Below are 23,355 nucleotides of genomic sequence, written 5' to 3' on the forward strand. Positions count from 1 at the left end.
GGCGACGGTCGCTCCGGGCCAGGCGGCGCAGGCTCGGCCGTGCAGCCCGCTACAGCGGTTTGCCGCCCGTCACGGGCAGTACCGCGCCGGAGACGTAGGAGGCGGCATCCGACGCGAGATAGACGTAGGCGGGGGCGAGCTCTGCCGGCTGCCCTGCGCGCCCGAGCGGTGTGTCCTGCCCGAAGCTCGGGAGCTTGTCGGGCCAGCCTGTCGCGGGGATGAGCGGTGTCCAGATCGGGCCGGGCGCGACGGCGTTAACGCGGATGCCACGCTCACCGAGTTCTTGCGCGAGCGCTTTCGTGAATGCGACCTGCGCCGCTTTCGTCATGGCGTAGTCGATGAGCTCGGGGGAGGGGTTGAATGCCTGCACCGACGACGTGGTGATGATGGTCGACCCTGGCTTCAAGTGCGGCAGCGCCGATCGTGCGATCCACAGCATCGAATACAGATTGGTTTCGAAGACGCGGCGGAACTCGGCAGTTTCGAGCGTCTCGAGCGATTCGCGGCTCTTTTGGTAAGCGGCGTTGAGCACGACCGTGTCGATACCGCCAAATGCCTCGACCGTGCTGGCGACGAGTGAGGTCGCGTGCGTCTCATCCCGGATGTCGCCGGGCAGCAGCAGCGCACGCTGACCCGCCGCCTCGATCAGGGCCGCGGTCGACTCGGCGTCGGCCTGCTCCTCCTCGAGATAGGAGATCGCGACGTCGGCGCCCTCGCGCGCGAAGGCGATCGCGACGGCCCGTCCGATGCCGGAGTCGCCTCCAGAGATGAGTGCGCGTCGCCCCGTGAGCCTGCCGGCGCCGACATAGCTGTCCTCGCCGTGATCCGGCGTTGGGGTGGTCTCGCTGGTGAGCCCTGGTTGGCTCTGGTCGTCTTCTGGAAAGCCTTCGGCTCGGTATGCCGTCGTCGGGTCGGTGGTCGCCGAGTCGCGTTCTGTGTCACTGCTGTCGCGCTGTGTGTCATCGCTCATGGCGGTGAGGTTACGCCTATGGCAACACTTCGTTTCTCAGCGGATTCCCTGTTGAAGTGTCCCCCGATCGGGGGTACGTTCGGCCCTGAGGTCGCGAATCGGGTCGCGATCGCCGGAACTGTCCGGAGTGCGCCGACGCAGAGGCCACTCACGGTGGCCGGCACGCACAAGGGTGACGGTGATGGCATGACTTCGACTATCGAAAAGGGCACCATCCGTTCGGCACAGGGAGTGCAGAGGAACGGCGCAGCACGAGCAGACGCCACGATCGAGCTGGCGTGGACGCAGATTGGCGATGGGGTCTGGGTCGCCAAGCGAAATTCAGACTTTGCGGGGCTCATCGAAGAGCTCTGGGGTGCCGGCTACCGCGTGACCGACCGCTTCGGCGCGATCGTCGGCGAGTTCGCGACACTTGAGGGCGCACGCCGCCACCTGCAGTAGCGCCACCTGCACGAGCGAACGCTCACTCGAGTCGCACGTCGGCCGCATCTTTGTCTGGCCGCAGACCGCGCCAGGTCGGATGCCGCAGCCTTCCGGTGCGCGTCCACTCCGCGAACTCGACCTCCCCGACGAGGGCTGGTGTCACCCACGTGGCGTCCCGAGCATCCGCGGCCGGCACATCGACGAGAGGACTTGTCACGCGTTCGCGCCGCCGCAGGGTCGATTGAAGGTCGGCGAGTTGGCGCTCGGTGAACCCGGTGCCAACGCGGCCGATGTAGCGAAGCTCGCCCGACTCGTCTGGCACGCCGAGCAGCAACGACCCGATGGTGCCGCTGCGGTTGCCGGCTCCGGGTCGCCACCCCGCGATCACCACCTCTTGCGTGCGACTGTGCTTGAGCTTGATCCAGCTCTGTGATCGACGGCCAGGGGTGTAGGTCGAGGCGCGGCGTTTCGCCATGATGCCTTCGAGCCCGAGCGTGACACTCGTCTCGAGCGCGTCATCAGGGTTCGCGGCAAAGCCGGGCGGCACGCGCACGCGCTCACCCTCGGTGACGGCGGAGATGAGGCGGTCGCGGCGCTCGTCGTAGGTGTCCCGCAGGCGCGAGGACCCATCGTGCCACAGCAGATCAAAGGCCATGAAGTGCACGGGGGTGCGTGTCATCGCCTGCTCCACTTCGGCGGTCTTGCGCAGTTTCATCCGTTCCTGCAGTCTGCCGAAGTCGGGGCGACCAGCACGGTTGAGGGCGACGATTTCGCCGTCGAGAATCGCGGGGCCGTCGATGAGCTCTGCGAGTTCCGCGAGCTCGGGATAGCCGGCGGTGAGGTCATTGCCGTTGCGGCTCAGCAGTCGCACGGCACCGTCGTCGATGACGGCGATGGCTCGGATGCCGTCCCACTTCATCTCGAACGCCCACTCTTCGGCCGCATTGCGCAGCAGCACAAGGTCGCCCTCGGTGCCGCTTGTCGCGAGCATGGGGGAGGGCGGCGAGTCTGGGGGTGCAGCCGAGCCCTTCTTCGCTGGCGTCCCGGTCTTCTTCTTGGTGGCCGTGCTGAGCTTGGAATGCTCACCCGCGGGCTTCATGAGGTGCAGCAACCAGGCGTTGTCGTTGCCATCGCGCCCGCCCGTGTGAATGAGCGCGTAGCGGTTGGTGCCGTGCTGCTCACCGTGGAGGGTGGCGATGACCTCCTTGCCGTCGCGCCACTTTTCGAGCTCGTAGGTGCCGGAATCCCAGATCGTCACCTCGCCTGCGCCGTATTCGCCGTCGGGAATGGTGCCTTCGAACGCGCCGTATTCGAGCGGATGGTCTTCTGTCTGCACCGCGAGATGGTTCGTTCCGGTGTCTGTGGGCACACCCTTCGGCACGGCCCAGCTCACGAGCACACCGTCGTGCTCAAGGCGGAAGTCGTAGTGGAGTCGCCGGGCGTGGTGCTCCTGGATCACAAAGGTCGGCCGCTCGGAGTCTGGGGTGGCGGCGGGGGTGCCGCCCATCGGTTCGTTCGTTTTCTCGGCATCACGCATGCTGCGGTATTTGGCGAGGCGCTCCTCCGTCTCCGGGCTCGCGGAGAACGTTGCCATCCGCTCGCGGGTTGGCTCGAGCGAGTCGAGGTGCCCAGCGGTGAGGCTCGCGAGCGGATCGCCGCGGCGTCGCACCCGATCGAGCACTTCGGTGTAATCGAGGTGACGCAGGCCCGGCTGCGCCAACTCTCGCCAGGTGCGCGGTGCCGCGACCATGGGCTGCGCTCGTCCTCGCAGCGAGTACGGCGCGATCGTCGTCTTCGAGCCGTTGTTCTGGCTCCAGTCGACCAGCACCTTGCCCGTGCGGAGGGTCTTCTTCATGTCGCTCACGACGAGCTCCGGATGGTCGGCCTCAAGCGCGCGCGCGAGCTCGTGCGCGACGGCCGACACGGCGTCGGAATCCTGCTTGCCATCGAGCGGCGCATAGAGGTGGATTCCCTTGCTTCCGCTGGTCACGGGCATGGGGTCGAGCCCCATGTCCTGCAGGATGCTGCGGGCAAGCCGTGCCACCTCGGCGCACTCCTCAAGGCCGGCCCCATCACCGGGGTCGAGGTCGAGCACGAGCCGGTCGGGGTTCTTCTGCGTTCCGGTGCGGCCGAACTGCCACTGCGGCACGTGGATCTCGAGCGCCCCGATCTGCCCAAACCAGGCGAGGGTCGCGCGGTTGTTCACCAGGGGATACGTGTTCACGTGATCTTTGTGCTGGATGTCGCGGCGCTGCACCCAGGCGGGCGCCGAATCATCGAGGTTTTTTTGAAAGAACACCTGGCCCGGGGCATCCGCCGTGCCGACGCCGTGCACCCAGCGCTTGCGGGTGGCCGGACGGTTCGCGACGTGGGGAATCATGACCTCGGCGATGCGTGCGAAATAGTCGAGCACGTCGGCTTTGGTCGTGCCCGTCTCGGGGTACAGCACCTTGTCGAGGCTCGTGATCTTGAGCCGGTGGCCGTCGATGTCGACGAACTGGTCGTCGCCGCGGTCTCGTGTCGCCATACGCCCCATCGTGGCCCCGCGGGCTGCATATTGGCCGCAAACCTGTTGCCGCGGCGGCATGCAGCGCACAATGGGTGCCATGAGAGCCATCTGGAAGGGTGCGATCGCGTTTGGACTCGTCAACGTGCCCGTGAAGGTCTACAGCGCGACCGAAGACCACGACATCTCGCTGCACCAGGTGCACGACAAGGATGGCGGCCGCATCCGCTACCAGCGTCGCTGTGAGGTGTGCGGTGAGGTCGTCGACTACGCGCACATCGACAAGGCCTACGACGACGGTGAGCGCACGGTCGTGCTCACAGCCGATGACTTCGCGTCGCTGCCTGTCGAGCGCAGTCGCGAGATCGACGTTGTCGAGTTTGTGCCGACCGAGCAGATCGACCCGATCATGTTCGAACGCACCTACTATCTTGAGCCGGATTCCGCCTCGGTCAAGGCGTATGCCCTCTTGCGGCGCACGCTCGAAGAGACGGAGCGCACGGCGATCGTGCAGTTCGCGCTGCGCCAGAAGACCAGGCTGGGTGCGCTCCGAGTCCGTGGCGATGTGCTCGTGCTGCAGTCGCTGCTGTGGGACGACGAGGTGCGTGAGGCGAGCTTTCCGTCACTCGACGAGCGGGTGCGCATCTCCCAGAAGGAGCTCGAGATGTCGTCGGCGCTCGTGGAATCGTTCGAAGCCGACTTCGACCCGACCCGGTTCACCGACGAGTATCAGGAGCAGCTGCGCGAGCTGATCGAGGCGAAGCTCGACCAGGGGGAGGCGCTCGACACCGAGGCGACCTTCGGCGAGACGGATGAGGGCGACGGCGGTGGTGAAGTGCTCGACCTTATGGAGGCGCTCCGCCGCAGCGTCGAGAAGAGCCGCGGCTCGTCGAAGAAGCCTGCGGCGGCGAAGACAGCCACGAAGTCGGCGGCTGCCCCGAAGTCGCCAGCAAAGTCGCCCGCGGCGAAAGGAACGGCAACCAAGACGCCTGCGGCCAAGACAGCCCCAGCGAAGACCGCCGCAGCGAAGAAGCCGGCAGCGAAGAAGAGCAAGTCAGCCTAAGCGGATGCCCCGCCCCGCGGCATCCGAAGTCGTAGAGTTGCCTCGATGGGATCTCACGCGCACGACCACGATCACGGTGCCGGTATGGCCAATCGCCGACGCCTTGTCATCGCGATCGTCATCATCGCCGTCGTGCTCGTTGTCGAGGTGGTCGGGGCGGTCATCAGCGGCTCGCTCGCGCTTCTCGCCGACGCCGGCCACATGCTCTCTGACCTCATCGCCCTCATCATCGCCCTCGTCGCGACGATCATCGCGACGCGGCCGGCGAACGCCCGCAACACTTTCGGTCACCGCCGCGTTGAAGTCTTTGCGGCGTTCATTAACGCGGGCATCCTCGCGGTCGTCGTGGTGTCGGTCGCCGTCGAGGCCGTTGCTCGCCTGCTCGCGGATGATCGTGGCGAAGTCGACGGTGTGCCGATGCTCATCGTGGCGATCATCGGCGCGCTCGCAAATGTCGCGGCGCTTCTTGTGCTCCGTGGCGGGGCGAAGTCGACCATCAACATGCGGGCCGCCTACCTCGAAGTGCTCGGCGACCTCGTGGGCTCGATCGCCGTCATCATCTCCGCGATCGTCATCCTCATCACCGGGTTCGTGCCGGCGGACGCGATCGCATCGCTCGTCATCGTCGCGCTCATCCTGCCGCGGGTGATCGCGATTCTGCGCGACGTCGTCGCGGTGCTGGGGCAGGAAGTGCCCAAGGGCACGGATGTCGCGCTGATCCGCGAGCACGTGCTCTCAAAGCCCGGCGTGGTCGATGTCCACGACGTGCATGTGTGGGCGCTCACGCCGGGGCAGCACGTGTTCTCGGCGCACGTCGTCGTCGAGGACTCGGTGTTCGCATCGGGGGAGTCGGCCACGCTGCTTACCGCCCTCGACGCGTGCCTTGCTGAGCACTTCGATGTTGAGCATTCGACGTTCCAGCTCGAACCGCGGGAGCACGCCGCGCAGGAGCCGCTGCAGCATCCGTAATGGTGCCGCTCGTGGGTTTGTGCGGGGAATCCGGGCGCCCGCTACGGGGGATCGCGAGCGCCCGGAGAGGGTGGATCAGGCCTGCAGTGTGGCCTGAAGGTCGAGCGTGATCGTGACGTCGTCGCCGAGGGTCACGCCGCCGGCTTCGAGGGCAGCGTTCCAGTTCACGCCGAAGTCCTGGCGGTTGATCTTGGTTGTCGCGGTCGCGGCGGCCTTGGTCTGGCCGTAGCCGTCGGTGATGATGCCGCCGAACTCGCCCGTGAGGGTGATCGCCTTGGTGACGCCACGGAGGGTGAGGTCGCCGTCGATCGTGAAGTCATCGCCGTTGACCTTGAGCCCGGTCGAGCGGAAGTTCATGGTGGGGAATTCGTCGGTCTTGAAGAAGTCGCTCGTGCGGAGGTGGTTGTCGCGGTCGGCCTGGTTCGTGTTGACCGAGGCCACGTCGATTGACGCCTCGATGGTGCTGTCGGCCGGGTTTTCGGCGGTCACGATGGTGCCCGAGAACGCCTCGAAGGTGCCGCGGACCTTGCTGATCATGAGGTGCTTGACGCTGAACGCAACTGTGGAGTGCGTGGGGTCGAGCTCCCAGGTGCCGACGATGTATTTGGGGTGGGGTGCAGATGAAGTAGTCATAACTCCATGCAACCGCATTGAAATTGTAGGTATTCCCGTCACCGAAAGAATGTTGCACACTCAGGAAAAATGGAGCTTTCTCCACTTTGATGGGGCTTCATGTCTGTTTTCGAGAGTGTTCCGAGCGTGCCAGTGGCACCCGAAGACCTCCCGACACTCCCTCCGGCACTTGAGCGGCGCCTCCGCCACGTCTCGACCGTGAAGCGAATTCGCACCGCCGTTACTATCGCCGCTGGCGGCCTCCTCGTCGTGAGCGGCGTGGGCTACGCCATTCCCGCCCTCGCCGGAACCTCCCTCGTCGCATCGCTGACCGGCGAGACCAGCGTCACTGCTGGCGCCGTCGAGCAGGCGCCGGCGCAGACACTCACGATCGAGACGGCACAACCCCTCACCGCGTCGGTGCGAGACAGCTACACGGCCGTCGCATTGCCGTCCCTGCAATACCCGGTGCCGCTCGGGAGTGCCGTTGCGAGCGGGTACGGCCCGCGCGAGTGCTCGAACTGCCATTCGAACTTCCACCACGGCATCGACATCTTTCCCGGTGCCGGAACACCAGTGCAGGCCATGGCGAGCGGCGTCGTGAGCAAGGCGTACCACACGACACAAGACTCGATGGGTGTCACGCTCGTGATCGACCACGTCATCGACGGGCAGAAGGTGACGAGCCTGTACGGACACCTGCAAGACGGGTCGCTGACCCTCAACGTGGGCGACCAGGTCACCGTCGGAGACGTTATCGGCCTTGTCGGTGCCACCGGCAACGCCAACGGGGCTCACCTCCACTTCGAGGTGCACCCCGGTGGCTCCGGGTCGGTCAACCCCTACGAATGGCTCGCTGCCCGCATCGGCTAGTGCCCCTGACGCCACGAAAGCTCCTGAGCGGGAGCGCGTAGCCTGAGGGGATGAGCAAGCAAGACGGCAGTGCGCGGCAGGTCAGCGCGGCATCCGTCGACAGCTCGACGTCGCCCATCCTCCACATCGACCTCGATGCGTTCTTCGCCTCGGTCGAACTGCTCGAGCATCCGGAACTCGTCGACCGCCCCGTCGTCGTCGCGCACGATTCGCTGCGATCGGTTGTGACCGCGGCAAACTATCCGGCCCGCAAATACGGTGTGCGGTCTGCCATGCCGCTGAGCCAGGCCAAACGCATGTGCCCCTCCGCGGTCGTGCTTGAGCCACACTTCGAGAAGTATCGGCACTACTCGCGACAGGTCATGGCGATCTTCGACGACATGACGCCCATCGTCGAGCGGCTCGGCATCGATGAGGCGTTTCTCGACGTCGCCGGCGGAGGCAAGGTGCTCGGCAGCCCCGCGAGCATCGCCGAGCGCATTCGGCGTCGCGTGCGAGACGAGACCGGCCTCGCCTGCTCGGTTGGTGCCGCATCCACCAAGTTCGTGGCGAAGCTCGCCTCCGGCCGCGCCAAGCCAGACGGCCTGCTCGTGATCCCTGCGGCAGAGACGCTCGCATTCCTCCACCCGCTGCCCGTCTCAGCACTCTGGGGCGTCGGGGAGGCGACCGAACAGGTGCTGCAACGGCAAGCGCTGCGCACCATCGGTGACATTGCCGACACTCCGCGGGCCGCCCTCGAGCGCAGTCTCGGCCCGGCGTTGGGGGCAAAGCTCCACAATCTCGCGAACGGCATCGACCCGCGGCCCGTCACGACCGAACGCGTCGAAAAGAGCATCGGGCACGAGGTGACGTTCGAGACCGATGTCGACGATCGCGAACTGCTGCAGCGTGAGCTGCTGCGCCTCTCGACGCGGGTCGCCGCACGCCTCCGCGCCGCCGGGCTCGAGGCATCGACGGTCGCCCTCAAGCTCCGGTATGCCGATTTCAGCACCATCACCCGCTCGCACACCATCGCGACGCCGACCGATCTCGGGCGCACTCTCTTCGTCGAGGCCCGCAGCCTGCACGACGCTGTCGGCGAGCATCCGCCGGTGCGACTGATCGGGGTGCGGGCAGAGCAGCTCGCGCCCGCCGGGGGAGCACCCCTCGCCCTGTGGGATACCGATGAGGGGTGGCGCGACGCCGAACGCACGATCGACGGTGTCGCGAAGCGTTTCGGCATCGACAGCCTGCGACCGGCCTCACTGCTGAGACCACCAAAGACGTGATCAGTCTCGCTGCGGTTCAGCCCCAGCCGAGCTCGTGCAGCGCCGCATCGTCGATGCCATAAAAGTGGGCGATCTCGTGCACGAGCGTCACATGCACCTGGTCGCGCAGCTCGTCGAGCGTGTCGCAGATGGCGAGCAGCGGTTCACGAAACAGCACGATGCGATCGGGGAGCTCGCCAAAGCCGTACTGTCCGCGATCGGTGATAGCGACACCCTCATAGATGCCGAGCAGATCGAGGGAGCCATCCTCGGGCCGGTCCTCCGTGACAAACACGACATTGTCGAGGCCGTCCACCATCTCATCGGGGAGCTGGTCGAGCTCGTCGATGACGAGGGTCTCGAACTCCTCGGCCGAGAGTTCAAGCATCCAGGGCCTCCACGAGCGAGTTCTGCACGAAGCCGAGCCAGTCATAGACATCGCGCATCACGGGGTCGAGCTCCTTGCTCTCGGCATCCTCGTCGGTTTCGATGCCGAGCCGCGCCGCGAGGATGAGCCGGATGTCGGTGAGTCCGCGAAGCCACGCGTCGGCTGCCGCCGTGTCGAGCCGAAGGGTTCCCTCGCTCGCGTCGTCGAGTGTTGCGAGCATGCGCGCGGCATTCGCCGTCTTGCGGCTTGAAAGGTCGGCCTGGGTGAAGCGTCGGAACTCGGCGGATGCCTCGGGGTCGTCCGGGTAGGCATCCGGCAAGACCCGTCGCACGGCAGGGTCGTCGAGGTCTGCGCCGCCGACGACCGCGGCGGTTTGCTGAGTGAGCGTGCTCAGCAGAGCAACCTCGGCCTCATCGAGGGCGGCTGCGAGGCTGCCGTCAGGCTGCCGCTCGAAGCGTCTCATTCGCCCGTCTTTTCGAGTGTCGCCCAGAGTCCGAAGTCGTGCATGGCTTCGACATGGCGTTCCATTTCTTCGCGACTGCCGGATGCGACAACCGCACGCCCGTCGAGGTGCACGGCGAGCATGAGCCGTTCTGCTTCAACCGCGCTGAACCCGAAATAGGTGCGAAAGACGTAGGAGACGTAGGTCATGAGATTGACCGGATCGTTCCAGACGATGGTCTGCCACGGCGAATCGCTCGCTGGTTGCTGCCGCAGGTCGACATCCTGTTCGGTGTCGGTGCGTTCAAGCGTGCGTGGCATGGCTCCAGCCTGTCACACGTGCCCCAACGCAAAAACGACCCGACAGTGCCGGGCCGTTCATGCGTTCGTTCTCATTGGGGTGAACGACGGGACTCGAACCCGCGACATCCGGCACCACAAGCCAGCGCTCTACCAACTGAGCTACGCCCACCATGTGCGTTCACCGCGCGAACCGCTCCGCGTGGAGATCACAACTCAAAGATTCTATTACAGCCGCGAGGCGAAATCGTCCACGACGTCGGCGGAGATGGTCAGGAGTTCCTCGGTCGTGGGGCCTGGGTCGGCGACAAACACGGCTTTGCGGTAGTACTCAAGCTCGCGGATCGACTCAAGGATGTCGGCGAGGGCGCGATGCCCGCCATTCTTCGCCGGCGCGTTGATGTAGACGCGGGGGAACCACCGTCGCGCGAGCTCCTTGATCGACGAGACGTCAACCATGCGGTAGTGCAGGTGGGCATCGACGCGCGGCATGTACTTGGCAAGGAACGCCCTGTCGGTGCCGATCGTGTTGCCTGCGAGCGGCGCTTTGCCAGCGGCCGGCACGAACTTGAGGATGTACTCGTTCACAGCGAACTCGGCATCGGCGAGGCTCACCCCGTTGGGGATCTCGGCGAGCAGACCGGATTCTTCGTGCATATTGCGCACGAAGTCGCCCATGCCGTCGAGTGCCGACTGGTCAGGCTTGATGACAATCGTGAACCCTGGGTCGACCGGGGTGAGGTCGTAATCGGTGACGACCACTGCGACCTCCACGAGTTCGTCGCTGTCGACATCGAGTCCCGTCATCTCGCAGTCGATCCAGACGAGTCGGTCAGTGGTGCTTGCCATGCCTGAATCCTACCGCGGACCCCAGGTGAGGCTCGGCGGGCCTGTGGATGTGCCCGCCGCCGCGCGTGCAGGTGGCCTGGGTGTCGCGCCGGTGGTAGGAAGAGAGCATGACTGACTCCAAGCCGACACTCGCCAAGGGCGACGAATACATTGTGATCTACTCGGGGGGCCCGAGCGACGGCCAGACTGATCACCGCATCAGCACCGACGGCACCTGGGATGAGACGCTCACTGTGATTGCGTCAGAAGCTGGCAACGAGGGGCTCATCAACTACGACGCGACCTCATGGCGCGAAGTTGGCGGTGTTGTGCATGTGACCTACACCTTCGACGCTGGGGACAGCGAGCAGATCGAAGACCCCGCCGACCGCGACTAACGACGCTTTCGACCCCGCGGCGTTATCCTAGAGACGCCTCTGCCTCCGTAGCTCAGGGGATAGAGCAGGAGCCTTCTAATCTCTTGGTCGCAGGTTCGAATCCTGCCGGGGGCACTTTTTCACGTGTCGCAGGCCCGGAACATTCATACCGAGTTCGGAACCTCTGAGTCACCTGGGTGGCGCCAGTCGACTGGCGAAAGTCGGGTGTGACGGATGACTCGGATGAGATGGTGTGAGCGCTCGGGTCGTCTGATCGCACACCCCTATGGCACGATCTGGAATCGGCATCGTGCCTATTGAGTGCAGCTCGGAGTTTCCCGGCAACCAATGTGCGCCATGTCTCACGGCGTAGATAGTTCGGGTGATTGGTGCGACTTCCTCGCTAGCTGAAGGCGTTCACCGGGTAGGGCTTTCTGCGGAGGGTCGGGTTGGCGGCGCGCTGATAAGTTGTGCGTCATGTCGGTGTCGTTCGAATGCATCACCGAGTCCGTGCTTGCTCCCGAGCGACTCTTCGATCTAGCGCGAGACATCACTGCGCACACCCAGTCCATGGCCGGGTCACGGGAGACGGCAGTTGGCGGTGTCCGAACCGGATACATCGGCCTCTCTGAGGAGGTCACGTGGCGTGCGTGGCACTTCGGCCTACCCCTCCGCATGACGAGCCGAGTCACAGCGATGTGTCGCCCGTGGAGCTTTACCGATGAGCAGATTCGAGGCCCGTTTCGATACTTCAAACACGAGCACGAGTTTCGGCCGCACGGGACGGGCACTCTGATGGTTGATCGAGTGTCATTTGCAGCGCCCCTGGGGATACTCGGTCGTGGGGTTGAGAACATTGTTCTCGCCAGCTATGTGCAGAGACTGATCGAGCGGCGCAACTCGCACCTGCAGAGCGTCGTCCGTTAGGTGTCTCGCAACTTCAGCGCCTCGTAACCCATGGGTAGCGCGACGATGTGCGGACTCGACTTGGTCCGGCGCCTATTGCAGCGCTGAGCGCAGGATCGCACGGGCCCTGCTGTATCGGCTGCGAATAGTTCCAGGTGGCCGGCCTAGGTGCTGCGCTATCTCGGCGAGAGTGAAGCCATCCCAGTGCAAGAGTCGGATGATTTCCGCATCGCCGGGGGAGAGTGCGGCTAGGGCCGCGTCGAGTTCGCTGTCGCGAGACGCTAGGGGAGCAGGGTCAGCCGCAGCTTCGTCACGAAGGCGCTGGACGAGCGCTTCGCGTCGGATGCTTCCTCGGCGGCTGGAGGAAAGGACGCGCCGGGCAACGCCGTATAGCCACATTCGAGCTTCCTGCTCGTCGACCGGCAACGAGTCAACGCGACGCCAGATCACCAGCAATGTCTCACCGAACAGGTCCGGGGCGTCCGAATATGGCACACGGCGCTCGAAGTACGCGAGGAGCGCCGGTGCTTCACGGCGGATGAAACACTCCACCGTCCTAGGCGTGTGGGCTTCAGGAGCATCCACGGCGATCGGGCTGCTCACTCGGTCGCCTCCTCGATCGCCTCAATGTCGTCGGCACAGACGGTGCTGAAGGATGTCAGGTGAGGTTCCCCGTCTGTCCATGGACTTGTCGGAGGGGCCGAGCCCCAGGCAAGCCCTGGCACGATGCTGCCGAGGTCTTCGAGAAGTTGTTCTTTCTTGGCTTCCGCTTCCGTGGCGTCGGTTGCAAGGTCGCCCCCCAAGCGCGTCTTGACGCCCTCAGCGAAAGCGTCCGGGTTGGCTTGGGACCAGTATGTGTTGATCGACGTGAACTCGTCTGCCGTGAGACCGCCAAAGTCAACCCAGATTGCACATTGTTCGCCGCGGTCGGTGTCTCCGATGGGAACGTACGGGAGGCCTTCCGCCGTCCGGACTGTTCCCTCATCCAGCGTCGAGAACGGTGGCACCGAGAGCAGATAGGTGTCGAGGTCAGTGAATGCCGCCAGCCCGCCCGCGACCATGACGGCACTCCCCGCAACGAGGGCGATGCGCTTCCGGCGGCGATGGGGTCGTCGCGCGGACGGGTGTCCGACAAGCTCGTCCACCACGGCGTCGAGAGACGCTGGCGTTGATCGTGCAGGATCGCCAGCGGTGAGGCGGTGGTCCAGTTCTTGGTCGTTCATGGCTACCCCTTTCACGGGTTCACCCTGCACATGACCGGACGTCGGCGAAGTGTTGCATCAATGCAAACTAAGGTGTCAATTCTCGGCCGGGTCAGGAAGGCGCTTTCCCCTTTTTCACGTGTCGCGGGCCCCGAACATTGCCACCAGTTCGGAAGCGAGTCGCAGCTCGTCATCGATTCCGTATTGGGGGCGATTTTATTGACTGTTCTGGTGGGCTTCCCATTCCACTCGGATGGCGCTTATCGCATCATCCAGTCCGATGTCGCCAAGCTCGGCGAGGTATCTCCGCGCGGCCAGCCGCGCCTCGGTCGGAATCGCCTCGACTTCAATGACCCGCGTGCCTGTTCGGCTTGATGCCACCAGCCCCTCGGCCTCCAGCTCGGCGTAGGCTCGAGCAACGGTTCCCGCCGCAATCCGCAAGTCACCGGCGAGTTGGCGCACCGACGGAAGCTTGCGCCCTGACGGAAGATTGCCCGAGCGGATTTCGTCAGTCAGTTGCCGTCGGATCTGCTCGAACGTCGGCGTTGGATCGGCCTCGTTGATGGTTATCATGTGGTCACCTGGGCCCCCGCGCAGCCTCGAACGGCTTGCGCGTGGCGTCGGAAACCGCCGCGACGATATAAACAATGGTGGCAACGAAGCATGCGACTCCAGCCCATATGCCCACCTGGCCCCAAAAGCCGATGGCCCGGAGTCCCTGATCCGGCGGAATCAGGTTGCCGGCAAGGTCGAAGGACGTCCCGCTCGCCATTGATACAGCCGTTGAACCCGTCATCAGGAGAAAGACCCCGGCGGTCATAACGAAGCTTGCGGTGACGGTGTTCAGGACTATCCGAATCGTCAATAGGCGCACTGTTGCATCCGCGGCGCGAAGTGCATCGTTTGTCGGGCGCGGCGCCAGCGCTACGTGCCGCACGGCAAGATATGCGACAGCCGCAGCAAGCAGTGCTCCTACGAGGACCGGAATTCCATACTGGAAACCCAGAATGCTGCCGCCCACGTCATCGCCATATCGGAACATCCCGTCCTGCCCCGAAATCGAGCCGAACCAGACAACAAGTGCGACAAGGAGAACTGCAGCCGCGACTGGGGCAATAAACGCCCGTCTCGGTCCGAAGGTAAAGGGTGTGCGTCGCGTGAGCTCGGCGCTCCTGTTCCCACCGGCTTCCCGAAAATGTGGAACGAAAGCGAAGGCGGCTACCCCAACGGTTCCAGCGAAGATGGGAATCAACAACAACCAATGCGCCGCGCTCATCGTCGTTGCAGGGGCTACCGAGCCGATCGCAGGGAACAGGTAGGCGCTCAAGGCGGCGGCGAAGATCACCACTGCGATTACTGCCAGAGCGCTGCGACGTCGGAAATGGCGAGAGGCAGCTATGGCCGCGGGGAGGTTCTCGTCGGCGATGGCCAGCGAGTGGAAAGCTCCGCGCCTGGCCACGGCGAATGCCGCAGCGGCCAGCACTACGACGAGCGGAAAGATGATCGCTAGCTGAGGCACAAGCCCTCCCGTGTATCAACAGAGTGACACAGAACCTATCAGCTGTATCAAGGAATTGCTACACGGACTCCGGCTACGCGCCTAGCGCATCGAGCGAGTGGTAGACGGCGAACGCCGGCCACACGAAAGCTTTCAGGATGCCCAGAATGACGCCCCAGAAGCTGCCGTCAGACTGGACGATAAAGTAGACCGCAGCTCCAACGAATGCCGCCAAAAACACGAAGCCTGTCGGCCCGGCGCGATCAATGACGCGGACTTTCTCAGCCATGCGTTGGGCTCCTCTCGACGTTTGCGACCGAGTCTACTCAGCAGGCCCGTATCGGGCATGGGCCCTGATCAGCTCACGATCTGCAGGCCGGTTGCCGTGGCCGCATCCTCGAGCGAGCCAAGGTTTGTGAGGTTCTCGAAGCCGGCCTGCTCCATCAGCGCGATGGCCTGCCCGGCGCGGTTGCCCGAGCGGCAGTAGACGACGTATTCGGCCTCAGGGTCGAGCGTGGGGATTGCCGCGGCGAGGTCACCCTTGGTGAAGTCGAGCAGCACAGCGCCCTCGAGTGCGCCACCCGCGTGCTCCTCTGCGGTGCGCACGTCGATCACGATTGTGTCTTCGGTGAGGAGCACTTTGGGTTCGGAATCGGATGCTGGTGCGCACGATGCGAGCGCGAGCACGAGTGAGATGGCGGTGAGTGGTGCGAGGGCTTTGCGGAACATGGTGTGTCTGCCTTTCATGGCGTGGTGGTCGTGCTGGCGCAGGTTTCTCCCGCGCAGTATTGGGGTGCGGTGGCCGTGAAGACGGACTGCAGCGAGCATCCGACACAGAACCCGAACGCCGTCTCGACGAACAGGAGGGTGAGGCAGACCCCGCAGAGCGCGAGGGTCACCCATAGGGGCGCACCGATCACTCCCATGGCTGCGCAGGAGACGAGGGCCAGTCCGAACCCCAGCCACCAGGCGTATGCCTTCTGGGGTGCTCCCACCCATTCGGGCCGCTGCCGTCGCACGATGAGGCGTCCGAGTGCGAGGCTGGGCGACCAGCGATCTCCCATCGTGACGCGGATGAGCATGTCGATCATGAAGACGACACCGAAGGGCTGCAAGGCCTGCGTGCTGCCGCTCGAGAGCGCGAATCCGAAGGAGACGGCTCCGCCGAGCAGCAACAGTCCTGCTGCTGCGCGCACGGCCCGCTCATTGATCACGGGGACGTCGTAGCCGTGCACCATCGTGCCGAGCATCGGCACCGGCCCGGTGGTGGTCGCCGGCATCATGCGGAGGACACGATCGACTCGAGCAGTGCGGGGACCTCAAGTGTGAGCACGAGCGCGCCGATCGCCAGCACGAAGAATCCGAATCCCTTGCGAAGCGCCTTCTCGGGGATGACGCCCGCCAACCTGGTGCCGATGAACGAGCCGGCGATCGCCGCACTGGTGAAGGCGAGCACGATGGGCCAGTCGAGCCGAACCGACAGGAGGTAACCGGCGAGCCCCGCAGATGACTTCATGGCGATCACGAGGAGGGACGTGCCGACCGCGATCGCCATGGGGAGTCCACCCAGGAGGGTGAGTGCCGGCACGATGAGGAATCCACCGCCGGCACCGACCAGTCCTGTCGCGAGTCCGACGAGGGCGCCGTCGAGAATGATCCGCCAGAGGCGCATCGTCGGGTCCTCGTCATCGCTGGCCGTGCTCTCCTTGCGCCCACGGATCATCGCGGTGGCGGTGACCACCATCATGACGGCGAAGAGCACCATGAGCACGGCGCCGGGGATGAAGCCACCGAGGAGGCCGCCGGCGAAGGCACCCGCCATCCCGGCAGCGCCGAATATCAACCCAGTCTTCCACCGCACCCGTTTCGCCTTCGCATGGGAGAGCATCCCCACGATGCTGGTGACGCCGACAATGAAGAGCGAGGAGGCGATCGCCGCCCGCGGTTCCATGCCGAGCACATAGGTGAGGATCGGCACCGTGAGGATGGACCCGCCCCCGCCGAGGAGCCCGAGCGAGATGCCCACCAGCACCGCAAGCAGCAGTGCGATGACCAGGGTCAACTCCATGTGGTTAGCTCCTCTCCAGGGTGGGTCGGGGTCAGGCTGCGGCGGTGACGGGCGTGTGACCCTGCACTGAGGACCACGCGGCGTAGCTGCCGTCCAGCTCGACGATGTCGAAGCCATCCCGGCGCAGTGCGCTCGCGATGACGGAGTTGCGCACGCCGCTCTGGCAGTAGGTGACGATCGTGCCGCTCTTGGGGAGGCGGTCGCGGTGCCACAGCAGTCGGCCGCCCGAAAGCTGCTCGGCTCCTGGCAGGTGGCCGTCGGCGTACTCAGTCTTGTTGCGCACGTCGAGCAGCATCACGCGCTCCACGCCATCGAGCTGCTCCGGGCTCACGAGCTTCGGCCGAACCAACTCGAGACCGTCGAGGGAGGTGATGAACCCCTGCACGGTGTCGACTCCCACACGAACCAGGTGATCCCGCAGAGATTCGGCCTCCGCGCGGGAGGCTGCCAGCAGCACGAGCGGGCGGGTTTCGGTCTCGGGGTCGTAGACCCACGCTCCGTAGCTCGCCGCCTTGGCCAGGCCGGGGATGTTGAGCGAACGCTCGACAGTGCCCTCATGCACGAGGCTGTTGTGCCGCGTGTCCACGAAAATCACGCTGTCGGCGTCAAGGGCAGCGACGAGTTGCTTCGCCTCGTACTCGACGAGTTCAGGCTGCTCGCCGAGCACGTCGGGGCCAACCCTGTTCTGCACCTTCATGCGGGCAAAGTAGGCGTGGGCGTCGGGCTGGCCGGCGAGTAGCTCATCGACGAACCCCTGCTCGTCGTTCGCGGCGAGGTACTTGCCCCACCAGGAGTACGCCCGCTCGTAGCCGACGGTTGACGAGGCGATCGCACCGAGCGCCTTGCCGCACGCGCTGCCGGAACCGTGTGCCGGCAACACCTGCACGTAGTCGGGAAGGATGAGAAAGCGGTCGCGCAGGCTCGTGAAGAGGTCCTTTGCCCCGCCGAATCGGGTGTCGACACCGCCGGCCGCCTCGTCGAGGAGGTCGGGGCGACCGAGGTCACCCACGAAGACGAAGTCGCCAGTGAGCATAAAGCCGGGTTCGCTCGTCTGCGCCCCGTCGGTGACAAGGAACGACATGTGCTCGGGGGTGTGGCCGGGAGTGTGGACGGCACGGAGGGTGATGTTGCCGAGCGTGATCTCGTGGCCGTCCTTCATCCGCACGGAGCCGTCGAACGCGGGGCCATACGTCCAGTCTGGGCCGCCTTCATCCGACACATACATGGGGGCGCCGGTCGCTGCCGCGAGCTCGCGCGTGCCCGAGAGGTAGTCGGCGTGAATGTGGGTTTCGGTCACCGCGACGATGCGCATGCCGTTCTTGGCAGCGAGCTCGAGATACACGTCGAGGTCGCGCCTCGGGTCGACCACGATGGCTTCGCCTTTGGCTTGGCAGCCGATGAAGTAGCTGGCCTGGGCCAGATCCTCGTCATAAATGCGTTCAAGCAGCATCTCTTCTATCCCTTCTCTACTGATCGCAGGAGCAGCGCTCGGCCTCGGAGAGCCCCGCAAGGGCCTCCTCGATGTGGTGGCCGCAGCCGGCCCAGGTGGGCTTGTCGCAGGTGGTGCAGGATATGCGTGCGCACACGGCGCTTGTCCTCTCGTCGGGGGTGTGAACTTAGGCGCTTCGCTGGGTGGCGTTGCGCTCGGCGAGCTGTCGGCGCACGTCGTCCATGTCGAGTGCTCTGGCGCCGGTGATCAACTTTTCGAGCGCGCTCGGAGGGAGTGCGCCCGGTTGGGAGAACACGGGGATGCCGTCGCGGAACACCATGAGCGTCGGGATCGATGCAATCCGAAACTGGGAGGCGAGCGACTGCTCTGCCTCCGTGTCGACCTTGCCGAACACGATGTCTGGGTGCATCGCCGCAGCGCTCTCGAAGGTGGGAGCGAAGGCGCGGCAGGGGCCGCACCAGGCCGCCCAGAAGTCGACGAAGACGATTCCGTCGCCGGTGACCACCTGCTCGAAGTTGCTGGCGTTGAGTTCTGTGGTGTGCATGGTTGTCACGTGGGACTCATCGGCCGAACAGGCGGGCAAAGAACCCGCCTCGCTGGGACGCCGCAGCGGCGATCTCCGCCTGGCTGTGCGTGCCGTTGCACCACTGCGAAGCCGGAACCGATTTCTTCACCGACTGCACGTGCTCGCCGCATCCGGCCCACGTGGTCTTGCCGCAAGTGCTACATGTTGTCGCTCGACACATGGGGACTCCATCTCATTGGTTTCTCGATACCCTGGGGGGTATGTGATTACTATACCCTGGGGGGTATGCTGAATGTCAAGTCCGCCCCCTCTGAGAGGAAACGAAATGAGCGACACATCACGGCACGACCGCACCGCGGCGGGGGTCGACCCCGAGGCGAAGCGCAAGATCGTCAACCGGCTGCGCCGGGCCCAGGGTCAGCTGGCAGCAGTGATCGACGCGGTCGAGAGTGAGGCCCACTGTCGGGACGTCGTGCAGCAGCTCGCCGCCGTGTCGAAGGCGCTCGATCGTGCCGGCTTCGTCGTTATCTCGACCGCGCTGAAAGATTGCCTCGCGAATCCGGGGGAAGACGGTGCCCCACAGCCGGATGAACTAGAAAAGCTGTTCCTGTCGCTCGCGTGAACGACGGGAACAGCTTCACCAGATTGTTGGCCGAACGCGGCTAGTAGTCGCGCGTCTCCGGTTCGATGCGCTTGCGCACGGTGCCGGCCGAGATAGGGCCGGGAGTTTCTTCGGGGTCGAGGGCGATCTCCCCGGATGCCTCGATCTCATCGTCAGGCGAGGTGCTGGTCGACGCGGCAGTGGGGGTCGCTGCGGTCCAGTCCTCGACCGGTCGGGCCGACTCGCGTCCCGCCACCGACTGGGGCAGCTCGTACGCCGGCGCCGTAAAGGCTGCCGTCTGGTGTGGCGCAGGGTCTGCAGAAGCAGCCGAAGCTGGAGCCGCCGGAGCTGGAGCCGGAGTGTTGGCCGCCAACGCACCCGAGGTGCCGCCAGTCGAGATCGGGCCGGTTTCGTTGACCTGTTGCTTCGCCCACGCCTTCTGCTGTGACACGAGGTCGTCGTCGGCCTTGCCCTCGTAAGCCCACGCGTCGAGGTCTGCTTTGAAGAGTTTCTTGGCACGGCCAGGCTTCGCCTGCCACTCGACGAGACGGTTACGGAACTCGACAAGTGACTGCTCAGCCTGAAAGCTGAACGACACGGAGTTGCGCTTCATCTCCTCGATCTCGTGCGCGGCCCAGTCGGCGACCATCGCGCTTCCCGGCAGCGCGAGCAGCCGGATGCGGGTCTCCGCCTCGTGCGTGAGATGTTCGGCGTGCTGCTGCTCGGGAACCGAGAGCGAATTCCATTTGGAAGCACGGCGTGCGGCGCTGATGAGGGCGCCCACGGTCGCGGTGCGACGTTCGCGTTCGGTCATGGCGATGAGCCGGCGTGAACTTGCGCGACCGATCAGGGCGGCGATGATTCCGGCCACCACGATCGCGACGAACGGGATGACGGCGGTCGAGATGACCCGCCAGCCATCGTCAGAAGAGAGCCACTCGACAAAATCATTCCACCATTGCATGGGGCAGATCCTAACCCCGATCGGGGTACAGCACCGGGAGCGGGACGCGTGTCGCCCACCGCCGTGTCAGGCGAGACCGCGGCATCCGAGGTGCTGAATCGGGGTTCAGCCGCTCACGAAGCAGGCGACCGCGTCATCCATGCGCCAGAACTCGCCGAGGGCGATGAAGCGACGAAGGTGGGCGCTGATGCGCTTCGCTCGGTAGCGCGTGCCGTCGGGGGAGTCGACCTCTTCGATGTAGCCGAGCACCTCACCGTCGGCACGGGTCATGCGCCACAAGCCGCGATGGAGCGGCACGAGCGAGAACGCCGGGTCGAGTCGGGATGCAACCTCGGCGGGCGCAGGTGTGAGGCTGGCAGGTGTGAGGCCGGCGGGGGCATGGCCGGCCGGAGCAAGGTCAAGGGTGAGCATCGTCTCTCCTGATCGGTGGAATCACGTCACCACCGCCCGGCCCGTTCGGTGTGATGCCCACGCTAACGACGGCCACCGACATCCGGTCTGCGTGGCGAGGGGCTAGACGATCGACCGGTCCCTACTGTCGCTGAGCGCGAGGTCGGCATCGACGACCTTGTCTTTGCGCGAGGTCTGCGCGAGCACGATGCCAACGAGCACGACTGCCGCCCCGGCGATCTGCACACCGGCGAGGCCTTCGCCGAGCCACAGCCACGCGAAGAAAAACGCGAAGATGACCTCCGCCGTCGCGACAATGCCCGCCGCGGTCGCGGTGAGGGTGCGGAGGGCGAGGAGCGAGAAGAAGAAGGGGGCGAACGATCCGAGCAGCATGTTCCACAGGAGCGGCATCCAGAGCGGCAGCTCGATGGCTTCGAGGTTGCCCTGCAGCGAGACGGGTTCGGCGAAGATGGCCGGGTCGAGGTTCCACCAGCCGCTGAAGATCAGCCAGAAGACTGTCGCCGAGGACATGGCCCAGAAGGCGACGGCCATCGCCGAAGACTTGCCCACCTCGCGTTCGCCGCCGAGGAAGTAGACCGAGAGCGCGGTGGCGGCGCCGAGGGCGAAGAGCACGCCAGTGAGGTTGAGGTCGCTATCCCACACCCGCGCGACGACCGCGAGACCGACGAGCACCAAGCCGATTGAAACCCAGAGCCGCGCCTTGACGCGCTCTTTGAACACGGCCCAGGCAACGACGGCGACGATGAGCACCGCCGTGTATTCGAGCAGGAGGGTGATGCCGACGGGCAGCATGCTGATCGCCATGGCGTAGCTCCACTGCAGCATCGCGACGCCGACGATGCCGAGAGCGATGAGGGCGAGCAACTGCCGCAGCGTCACCCTGAAGGCTGCGCGGTTGGCGATGAGTAGGTAGATGGCGGCGATCACCGCTGTGCTGCCGACACGGAACAGCGTGAGCTGGGCCGGGTTGAGCCCCGAGTCGACGATGACGCGCGTGACGCTGCCGTTGACGCCAAACAGCACGGCGGCGATGAGCGCGAAGAGATAGCCCACTGACGTCAGCGGGCGCCGGTGCCGTGCACCGCGAACGGTTCGATCGCCGCGATCTCCTCGGGCGAGAGTGGCGTCGATTCGAGTGCGACGAGGTTGTCGTCGAGCTGGGCGACGCTGCTCGCCCCGATGAGCGCCGAGGTGACCTGCGGATGCCGCAGCACCCACGACAGCGCGAGCTGCGAGAGCGACTGCCCGCGTGCGCTCGCGATCTCCGTCAGCGCGGCAGCCCTGGCGTAATAGTCGTCGTCAAGCTGCGATTCGGTGAGCCACCGCCCCTCAGAAACGCGCGAGCCAGCAGGCACGCCCGCCGCGTAGCGACCGGTGAGCAGCCCCTGGGCGAGCGGAGAGAAGACAATGCTCCCCATGCCGAGATCGTCGAGCGCCGTGAGCAACCCGGATTCCATCGTGCGGTCGAACATGTTGTAGCGCGGTTGATGAATGATGAGCGGAATCTTGTGTTCTGCGAGGGCGGCGTGCGCGGCACGGGTCTGCTCGGGGGAGTAGTTGGAGATGCCGGCATAGAGTGCGCGGCCCGAATTCACCGCGGTCGCGAGTGCGCCCATCGTCTCTTCGATCGGCGTCTCCGGGTCGGGGCGGTGGGAGTAGAAGATGTCCACGTAGTCGAGGCCGAGGCGGTCGAGGCTCTGGTCAAGCGATGCGAGCAGGTTCTTGCGCGAACCCCACTCGCCGTATGGCCCGGCCCACATGTCGTAGCCGGCCTTCGACGAGATGATGAGTTCGTCGCGGTGGGCGGCGAAATCGAGTTCGAGGATGCGGCCGAAGTTGCGTTCCGCGGATCCGGGCGGCGGGCCATAGTTGTTGGCCAGGTCGAAGTGGGTTACGCCGCGGTCGAACGCCCGGCGGATGATGGCCCGCTGCGAGTCGAGGGTGCGATCATTTCCGAAGTTGTTCCAGAGCCCGAGCGAGATCCGCGGGAGCATAAGGCCGCTGCGCCCGACACGCGCATAGGGCATCGACTGGTAGCGGTCATCGGCGGGCACGTAGGTGCGGTTCACGTCGTTCACGGGTCAACACTACGACTGCAACGGAGGGAATGGATCGCCGCTCTCATTCGTTCTCTCGTATGTCGTTCAGTCTTCAAACCTAAGGTGGTCCCCATGCAAACTTTCGTTCTCGGTGGTGGATGCTTCTGGTGTCTCGATGCGGTCTACCGCACGCTCGACGGAGTGCACGGCGTCGTCTCTGGCTATACGGGTGGGCAGGTGCCGCACCCCAGCTATGAGAGCGTCTGCACGGGCACGACCGGCCACGCCGAGGTTGTTGCCGTGACGTTCGATGAGACGGTCATCCCGGCCGACGTCATCCTCGACGTCTTCTTCACGCTGCACGACCCGCGCCAGCTCAACCGCCAGGGTGGCGATGTCGGCACCCAGTATCGTTCGGCGATGTTCGCGACGGATGCTGCGCAGCAGGAGCTCTTCGAAGCCGCTCGCGACCGTGCATCCGAAACCTGGGGTGGCGGGGTCGTCACCGAGATTGTGCCGCTCGGCGAGTTCTTCACGGCCGAGGAGTACCACCAGGACTTCTTCGCCAAGAACCCCGGCCAGGGCTACTGCATGGCAGTGGCGCTGCCGAAGGTGTCGAAGGTGCGCAAGAGCTTCGCGAAGTACGTGCGCGCGGCCTGAGCCAAGCTCCGGCCGACGTCGCTGGGAGTGCGC

At 65.2% G+C, this 23,355-nt stretch carries 30 protein-coding genes and 2 tRNA genes; 9 read left to right on the forward strand and 23 right to left on the reverse strand.

The window, feature by feature from the left end:
- Positions 1 to 49: 49 nt before the first annotated feature.
- The gene (locus tag ACY48M_RS02475; protein WP_462818660.1) at positions 50 to 970 is read right to left on the reverse strand and encodes an SDR family oxidoreductase; all 921 of its coding nucleotides are present in this window, start codon (positions 968 to 970) and stop codon (positions 50 to 52) included.
- Positions 971 to 1,156: 186 nt separating this feature from the next.
- On the opposite strand from ACY48M_RS02475, the gene ACY48M_RS02480 reads away from it, so the two are divergent.
- Positions 1,157 to 1,411 (forward strand): hypothetical protein, encoded by a 255-nt coding sequence (locus ACY48M_RS02480; protein WP_462818661.1) that lies wholly within the window; start codon positions 1,157 to 1,159, stop codon positions 1,409 to 1,411.
- 22 nt (positions 1,412 to 1,433) lie between these two features.
- On the opposite strand, the gene ACY48M_RS02485 is transcribed toward ACY48M_RS02480, so the two are convergent.
- Entirely contained in the window at positions 1,434 to 3,920 is a 2,487-nt protein-coding gene (locus ACY48M_RS02485) for an ATP-dependent DNA ligase (RefSeq protein WP_462818662.1), read from the reverse strand.
- Between the two features lie 79 nt (positions 3,921 to 3,999).
- Here ACY48M_RS02485 and ku point away from each other — a divergent pair, with 79 nt between their 5' ends.
- Positions 4,000 to 4,962 carry a non-homologous end joining protein Ku gene (ku, locus tag ACY48M_RS02490; RefSeq protein WP_462818663.1) on the forward strand — a complete coding sequence of 321 codons (963 nt, stop codon included), beginning with the start codon at positions 4,000 to 4,002 and terminating at the stop codon, positions 4,960 to 4,962.
- 45 nt (positions 4,963 to 5,007) lie between these two features.
- Complete coding sequence (locus tag ACY48M_RS02495; protein ID WP_462818664.1) at positions 5,008 to 5,931, forward strand: cation diffusion facilitator family transporter; 924 nt, start codon at positions 5,008 to 5,010, stop codon at positions 5,929 to 5,931.
- Positions 5,932 to 6,006: 75 nt separating this feature from the next.
- On the opposite strand, the gene ACY48M_RS02500 is transcribed toward ACY48M_RS02495, so the two are convergent.
- Complete coding sequence (locus ACY48M_RS02500; RefSeq protein ID WP_462818665.1) at positions 6,007 to 6,564, reverse strand: YceI family protein; 558 nt, start codon at positions 6,562 to 6,564, stop codon at positions 6,007 to 6,009.
- A gap of 99 nt (positions 6,565 to 6,663) precedes the next feature.
- Here ACY48M_RS02500 and ACY48M_RS02505 point away from each other — a divergent pair, with 99 nt between their 5' ends.
- Positions 6,664 to 7,416, forward strand: coding sequence for a M23 family metallopeptidase (locus tag ACY48M_RS02505; protein ID WP_462818666.1), 753 nt, complete (start codon positions 6,664 to 6,666; stop codon positions 7,414 to 7,416).
- A 50-nt stretch (positions 7,417 to 7,466) separates the two neighbouring features.
- Complete coding sequence (dinB, locus tag ACY48M_RS02510) at positions 7,467 to 8,684, forward strand: DNA polymerase IV (protein ID WP_462818667.1); 1,218 nt, start codon at positions 7,467 to 7,469, stop codon at positions 8,682 to 8,684.
- A gap of 16 nt (positions 8,685 to 8,700) precedes the next feature.
- On the opposite strand, the gene ACY48M_RS02515 is transcribed toward dinB, so the two are convergent.
- The 5 genes from ACY48M_RS02515 to orn form a co-directional block, all read right to left on the reverse strand.
- A complete protein-coding gene (locus tag ACY48M_RS02515) occupies positions 8,701 to 9,051 on the reverse strand; it encodes a metallopeptidase family protein (RefSeq protein WP_462818668.1) in 351 nt (116 codons plus the stop codon).
- The gene (locus tag ACY48M_RS02520) at positions 9,044 to 9,514 is read right to left on the reverse strand and encodes a DUF2017 domain-containing protein (protein WP_462818669.1); all 471 of its coding nucleotides are present in this window, start codon (positions 9,512 to 9,514) and stop codon (positions 9,044 to 9,046) included. The genes ACY48M_RS02515 and ACY48M_RS02520 overlap by 8 nt, the downstream gene beginning before the upstream one ends.
- Positions 9,511 to 9,813: an ATP-dependent Clp protease adapter ClpS gene (gene clpS, locus ACY48M_RS02525; RefSeq protein ID WP_462818670.1), complete on the reverse strand. Its 303-nt coding sequence runs from the start codon at positions 9,811 to 9,813 to the stop codon at positions 9,511 to 9,513. Before clpS ends, ACY48M_RS02520 begins: the two co-directional genes overlap by 4 nt.
- A gap of 75 nt (positions 9,814 to 9,888) precedes the next feature.
- Positions 9,889 to 9,964, reverse strand: a tRNA-His gene (locus ACY48M_RS02530).
- Between the two features lie 56 nt (positions 9,965 to 10,020).
- Positions 10,021 to 10,641, reverse strand: coding sequence for an oligoribonuclease (orn, locus tag ACY48M_RS02535; protein WP_462818671.1), 621 nt, complete (start codon positions 10,639 to 10,641; stop codon positions 10,021 to 10,023).
- A gap of 107 nt (positions 10,642 to 10,748) precedes the next feature.
- Between orn and ACY48M_RS02540 the strand changes: the two genes are divergently transcribed.
- Together ACY48M_RS02540 and ACY48M_RS02545 are read left to right on the forward strand one after the other, a co-directional pair.
- Positions 10,749 to 11,018 carry an oligoribonuclease gene (locus tag ACY48M_RS02540; protein WP_462818672.1) on the forward strand — a complete coding sequence of 90 codons (270 nt, stop codon included), beginning with the start codon at positions 10,749 to 10,751 and terminating at the stop codon, positions 11,016 to 11,018.
- A gap of 41 nt (positions 11,019 to 11,059) precedes the next feature.
- Positions 11,060 to 11,132: transfer RNA gene (locus ACY48M_RS02545), tRNA-Arg, on the forward strand.
- An 864-nt stretch (positions 11,133 to 11,996) separates the two neighbouring features.
- Here the strand turns inward: ACY48M_RS02545 and ACY48M_RS02550 are convergent.
- The 11 genes from ACY48M_RS02550 to ACY48M_RS02600 form a co-directional block, all read right to left on the reverse strand.
- Complete coding sequence (locus tag ACY48M_RS02550; RefSeq protein WP_462818673.1) at positions 11,997 to 12,506, reverse strand: RNA polymerase sigma factor; 510 nt, start codon at positions 12,504 to 12,506, stop codon at positions 11,997 to 11,999.
- Positions 12,503 to 13,126, reverse strand: a complete 624-nt coding sequence (locus ACY48M_RS02555) for a hypothetical protein (RefSeq protein ID WP_462818674.1) — start codon at positions 13,124 to 13,126, stop codon at positions 12,503 to 12,505. The genes ACY48M_RS02550 and ACY48M_RS02555 overlap by 4 nt, the downstream gene beginning before the upstream one ends.
- 195 nt (positions 13,127 to 13,321) lie before the next feature.
- On the reverse strand, positions 13,322 to 13,678 hold the full coding sequence (locus tag ACY48M_RS02560) for a GntR family transcriptional regulator (protein ID WP_462818675.1): 357 nt from the start codon (positions 13,676 to 13,678) through the stop codon (positions 13,322 to 13,324).
- Positions 13,679 to 13,682: 4 nt separating this feature from the next.
- Positions 13,683 to 14,624, reverse strand: a complete 942-nt coding sequence (locus ACY48M_RS02565; RefSeq protein WP_462818676.1) for a hypothetical protein — start codon at positions 14,622 to 14,624, stop codon at positions 13,683 to 13,685.
- Positions 14,625 to 14,697: 73 nt separating this feature from the next.
- Positions 14,698 to 14,892, reverse strand: a complete 195-nt coding sequence (locus ACY48M_RS02570; RefSeq protein ID WP_462818677.1) for a hypothetical protein — start codon at positions 14,890 to 14,892, stop codon at positions 14,698 to 14,700.
- A gap of 68 nt (positions 14,893 to 14,960) precedes the next feature.
- Positions 14,961 to 15,332, reverse strand: coding sequence for a rhodanese-like domain-containing protein (locus tag ACY48M_RS02575; protein ID WP_462818678.1), 372 nt, complete (start codon positions 15,330 to 15,332; stop codon positions 14,961 to 14,963).
- 14 nt (positions 15,333 to 15,346) lie between these two features.
- Positions 15,347 to 15,886, reverse strand: coding sequence for a DUF4395 domain-containing protein (locus ACY48M_RS02580; RefSeq protein WP_462818679.1), 540 nt, complete (start codon positions 15,884 to 15,886; stop codon positions 15,347 to 15,349).
- On the reverse strand, positions 15,883 to 16,671 hold the full coding sequence (locus ACY48M_RS02585; RefSeq protein WP_462818680.1) for a sulfite exporter TauE/SafE family protein: 789 nt from the start codon (positions 16,669 to 16,671) through the stop codon (positions 15,883 to 15,885). The genes ACY48M_RS02580 and ACY48M_RS02585 overlap by 4 nt, the downstream gene beginning before the upstream one ends.
- Before the next feature lie 31 nt (positions 16,672 to 16,702).
- Positions 16,703 to 18,121: an MBL fold metallo-hydrolase gene (locus ACY48M_RS02590; RefSeq protein ID WP_462818681.1), complete on the reverse strand. Its 1,419-nt coding sequence runs from the start codon at positions 18,119 to 18,121 to the stop codon at positions 16,703 to 16,705.
- Between the two features lie 166 nt (positions 18,122 to 18,287).
- Complete coding sequence (gene trxA / locus ACY48M_RS02595; protein ID WP_462819240.1) at positions 18,288 to 18,665, reverse strand: thioredoxin; 378 nt, start codon at positions 18,663 to 18,665, stop codon at positions 18,288 to 18,290.
- A gap of 16 nt (positions 18,666 to 18,681) precedes the next feature.
- Positions 18,682 to 18,867, reverse strand: coding sequence for a hypothetical protein (locus tag ACY48M_RS02600; protein ID WP_462818682.1), 186 nt, complete (start codon positions 18,865 to 18,867; stop codon positions 18,682 to 18,684).
- Positions 18,868 to 18,972: 105 nt separating this feature from the next.
- Between ACY48M_RS02600 and ACY48M_RS02605 the strand changes: the two genes are divergently transcribed.
- Positions 18,973 to 19,269: a metal-sensitive transcriptional regulator gene (locus ACY48M_RS02605; protein WP_462818683.1), complete on the forward strand. Its 297-nt coding sequence runs from the start codon at positions 18,973 to 18,975 to the stop codon at positions 19,267 to 19,269.
- A 40-nt stretch (positions 19,270 to 19,309) separates the two neighbouring features.
- Here ACY48M_RS02605 and ACY48M_RS02610 read toward each other — a convergent pair whose 3' ends face one another.
- The 4 genes from ACY48M_RS02610 to ACY48M_RS02625 form a co-directional block, all read right to left on the reverse strand.
- Complete coding sequence (locus ACY48M_RS02610; protein ID WP_462818684.1) at positions 19,310 to 20,212, reverse strand: hypothetical protein; 903 nt, start codon at positions 20,210 to 20,212, stop codon at positions 19,310 to 19,312.
- A gap of 105 nt (positions 20,213 to 20,317) precedes the next feature.
- Positions 20,318 to 20,623: a hypothetical protein gene (locus tag ACY48M_RS02615; RefSeq protein WP_462818685.1), complete on the reverse strand. Its 306-nt coding sequence runs from the start codon at positions 20,621 to 20,623 to the stop codon at positions 20,318 to 20,320.
- A gap of 102 nt (positions 20,624 to 20,725) precedes the next feature.
- Positions 20,726 to 21,676 carry an EamA family transporter gene (locus tag ACY48M_RS02620; protein ID WP_462818686.1) on the reverse strand — a complete coding sequence of 317 codons (951 nt, stop codon included), beginning with the start codon at positions 21,674 to 21,676 and terminating at the stop codon, positions 20,726 to 20,728.
- A gap of 5 nt (positions 21,677 to 21,681) precedes the next feature.
- Positions 21,682 to 22,650: an aldo/keto reductase gene (locus ACY48M_RS02625; protein WP_462819241.1), complete on the reverse strand. Its 969-nt coding sequence runs from the start codon at positions 22,648 to 22,650 to the stop codon at positions 21,682 to 21,684.
- 144 nt (positions 22,651 to 22,794) lie between these two features.
- On the opposite strand from ACY48M_RS02625, the gene msrA reads away from it, so the two are divergent.
- Entirely contained in the window at positions 22,795 to 23,322 is a 528-nt protein-coding gene (gene msrA, locus ACY48M_RS02630) for a peptide-methionine (S)-S-oxide reductase MsrA (RefSeq protein WP_462818687.1), read from the forward strand.
- Positions 23,323 to 23,355: the final 33 nt, after the last annotated feature.

The organism is Homoserinimonas flava, from assembly GCF_054969005.1.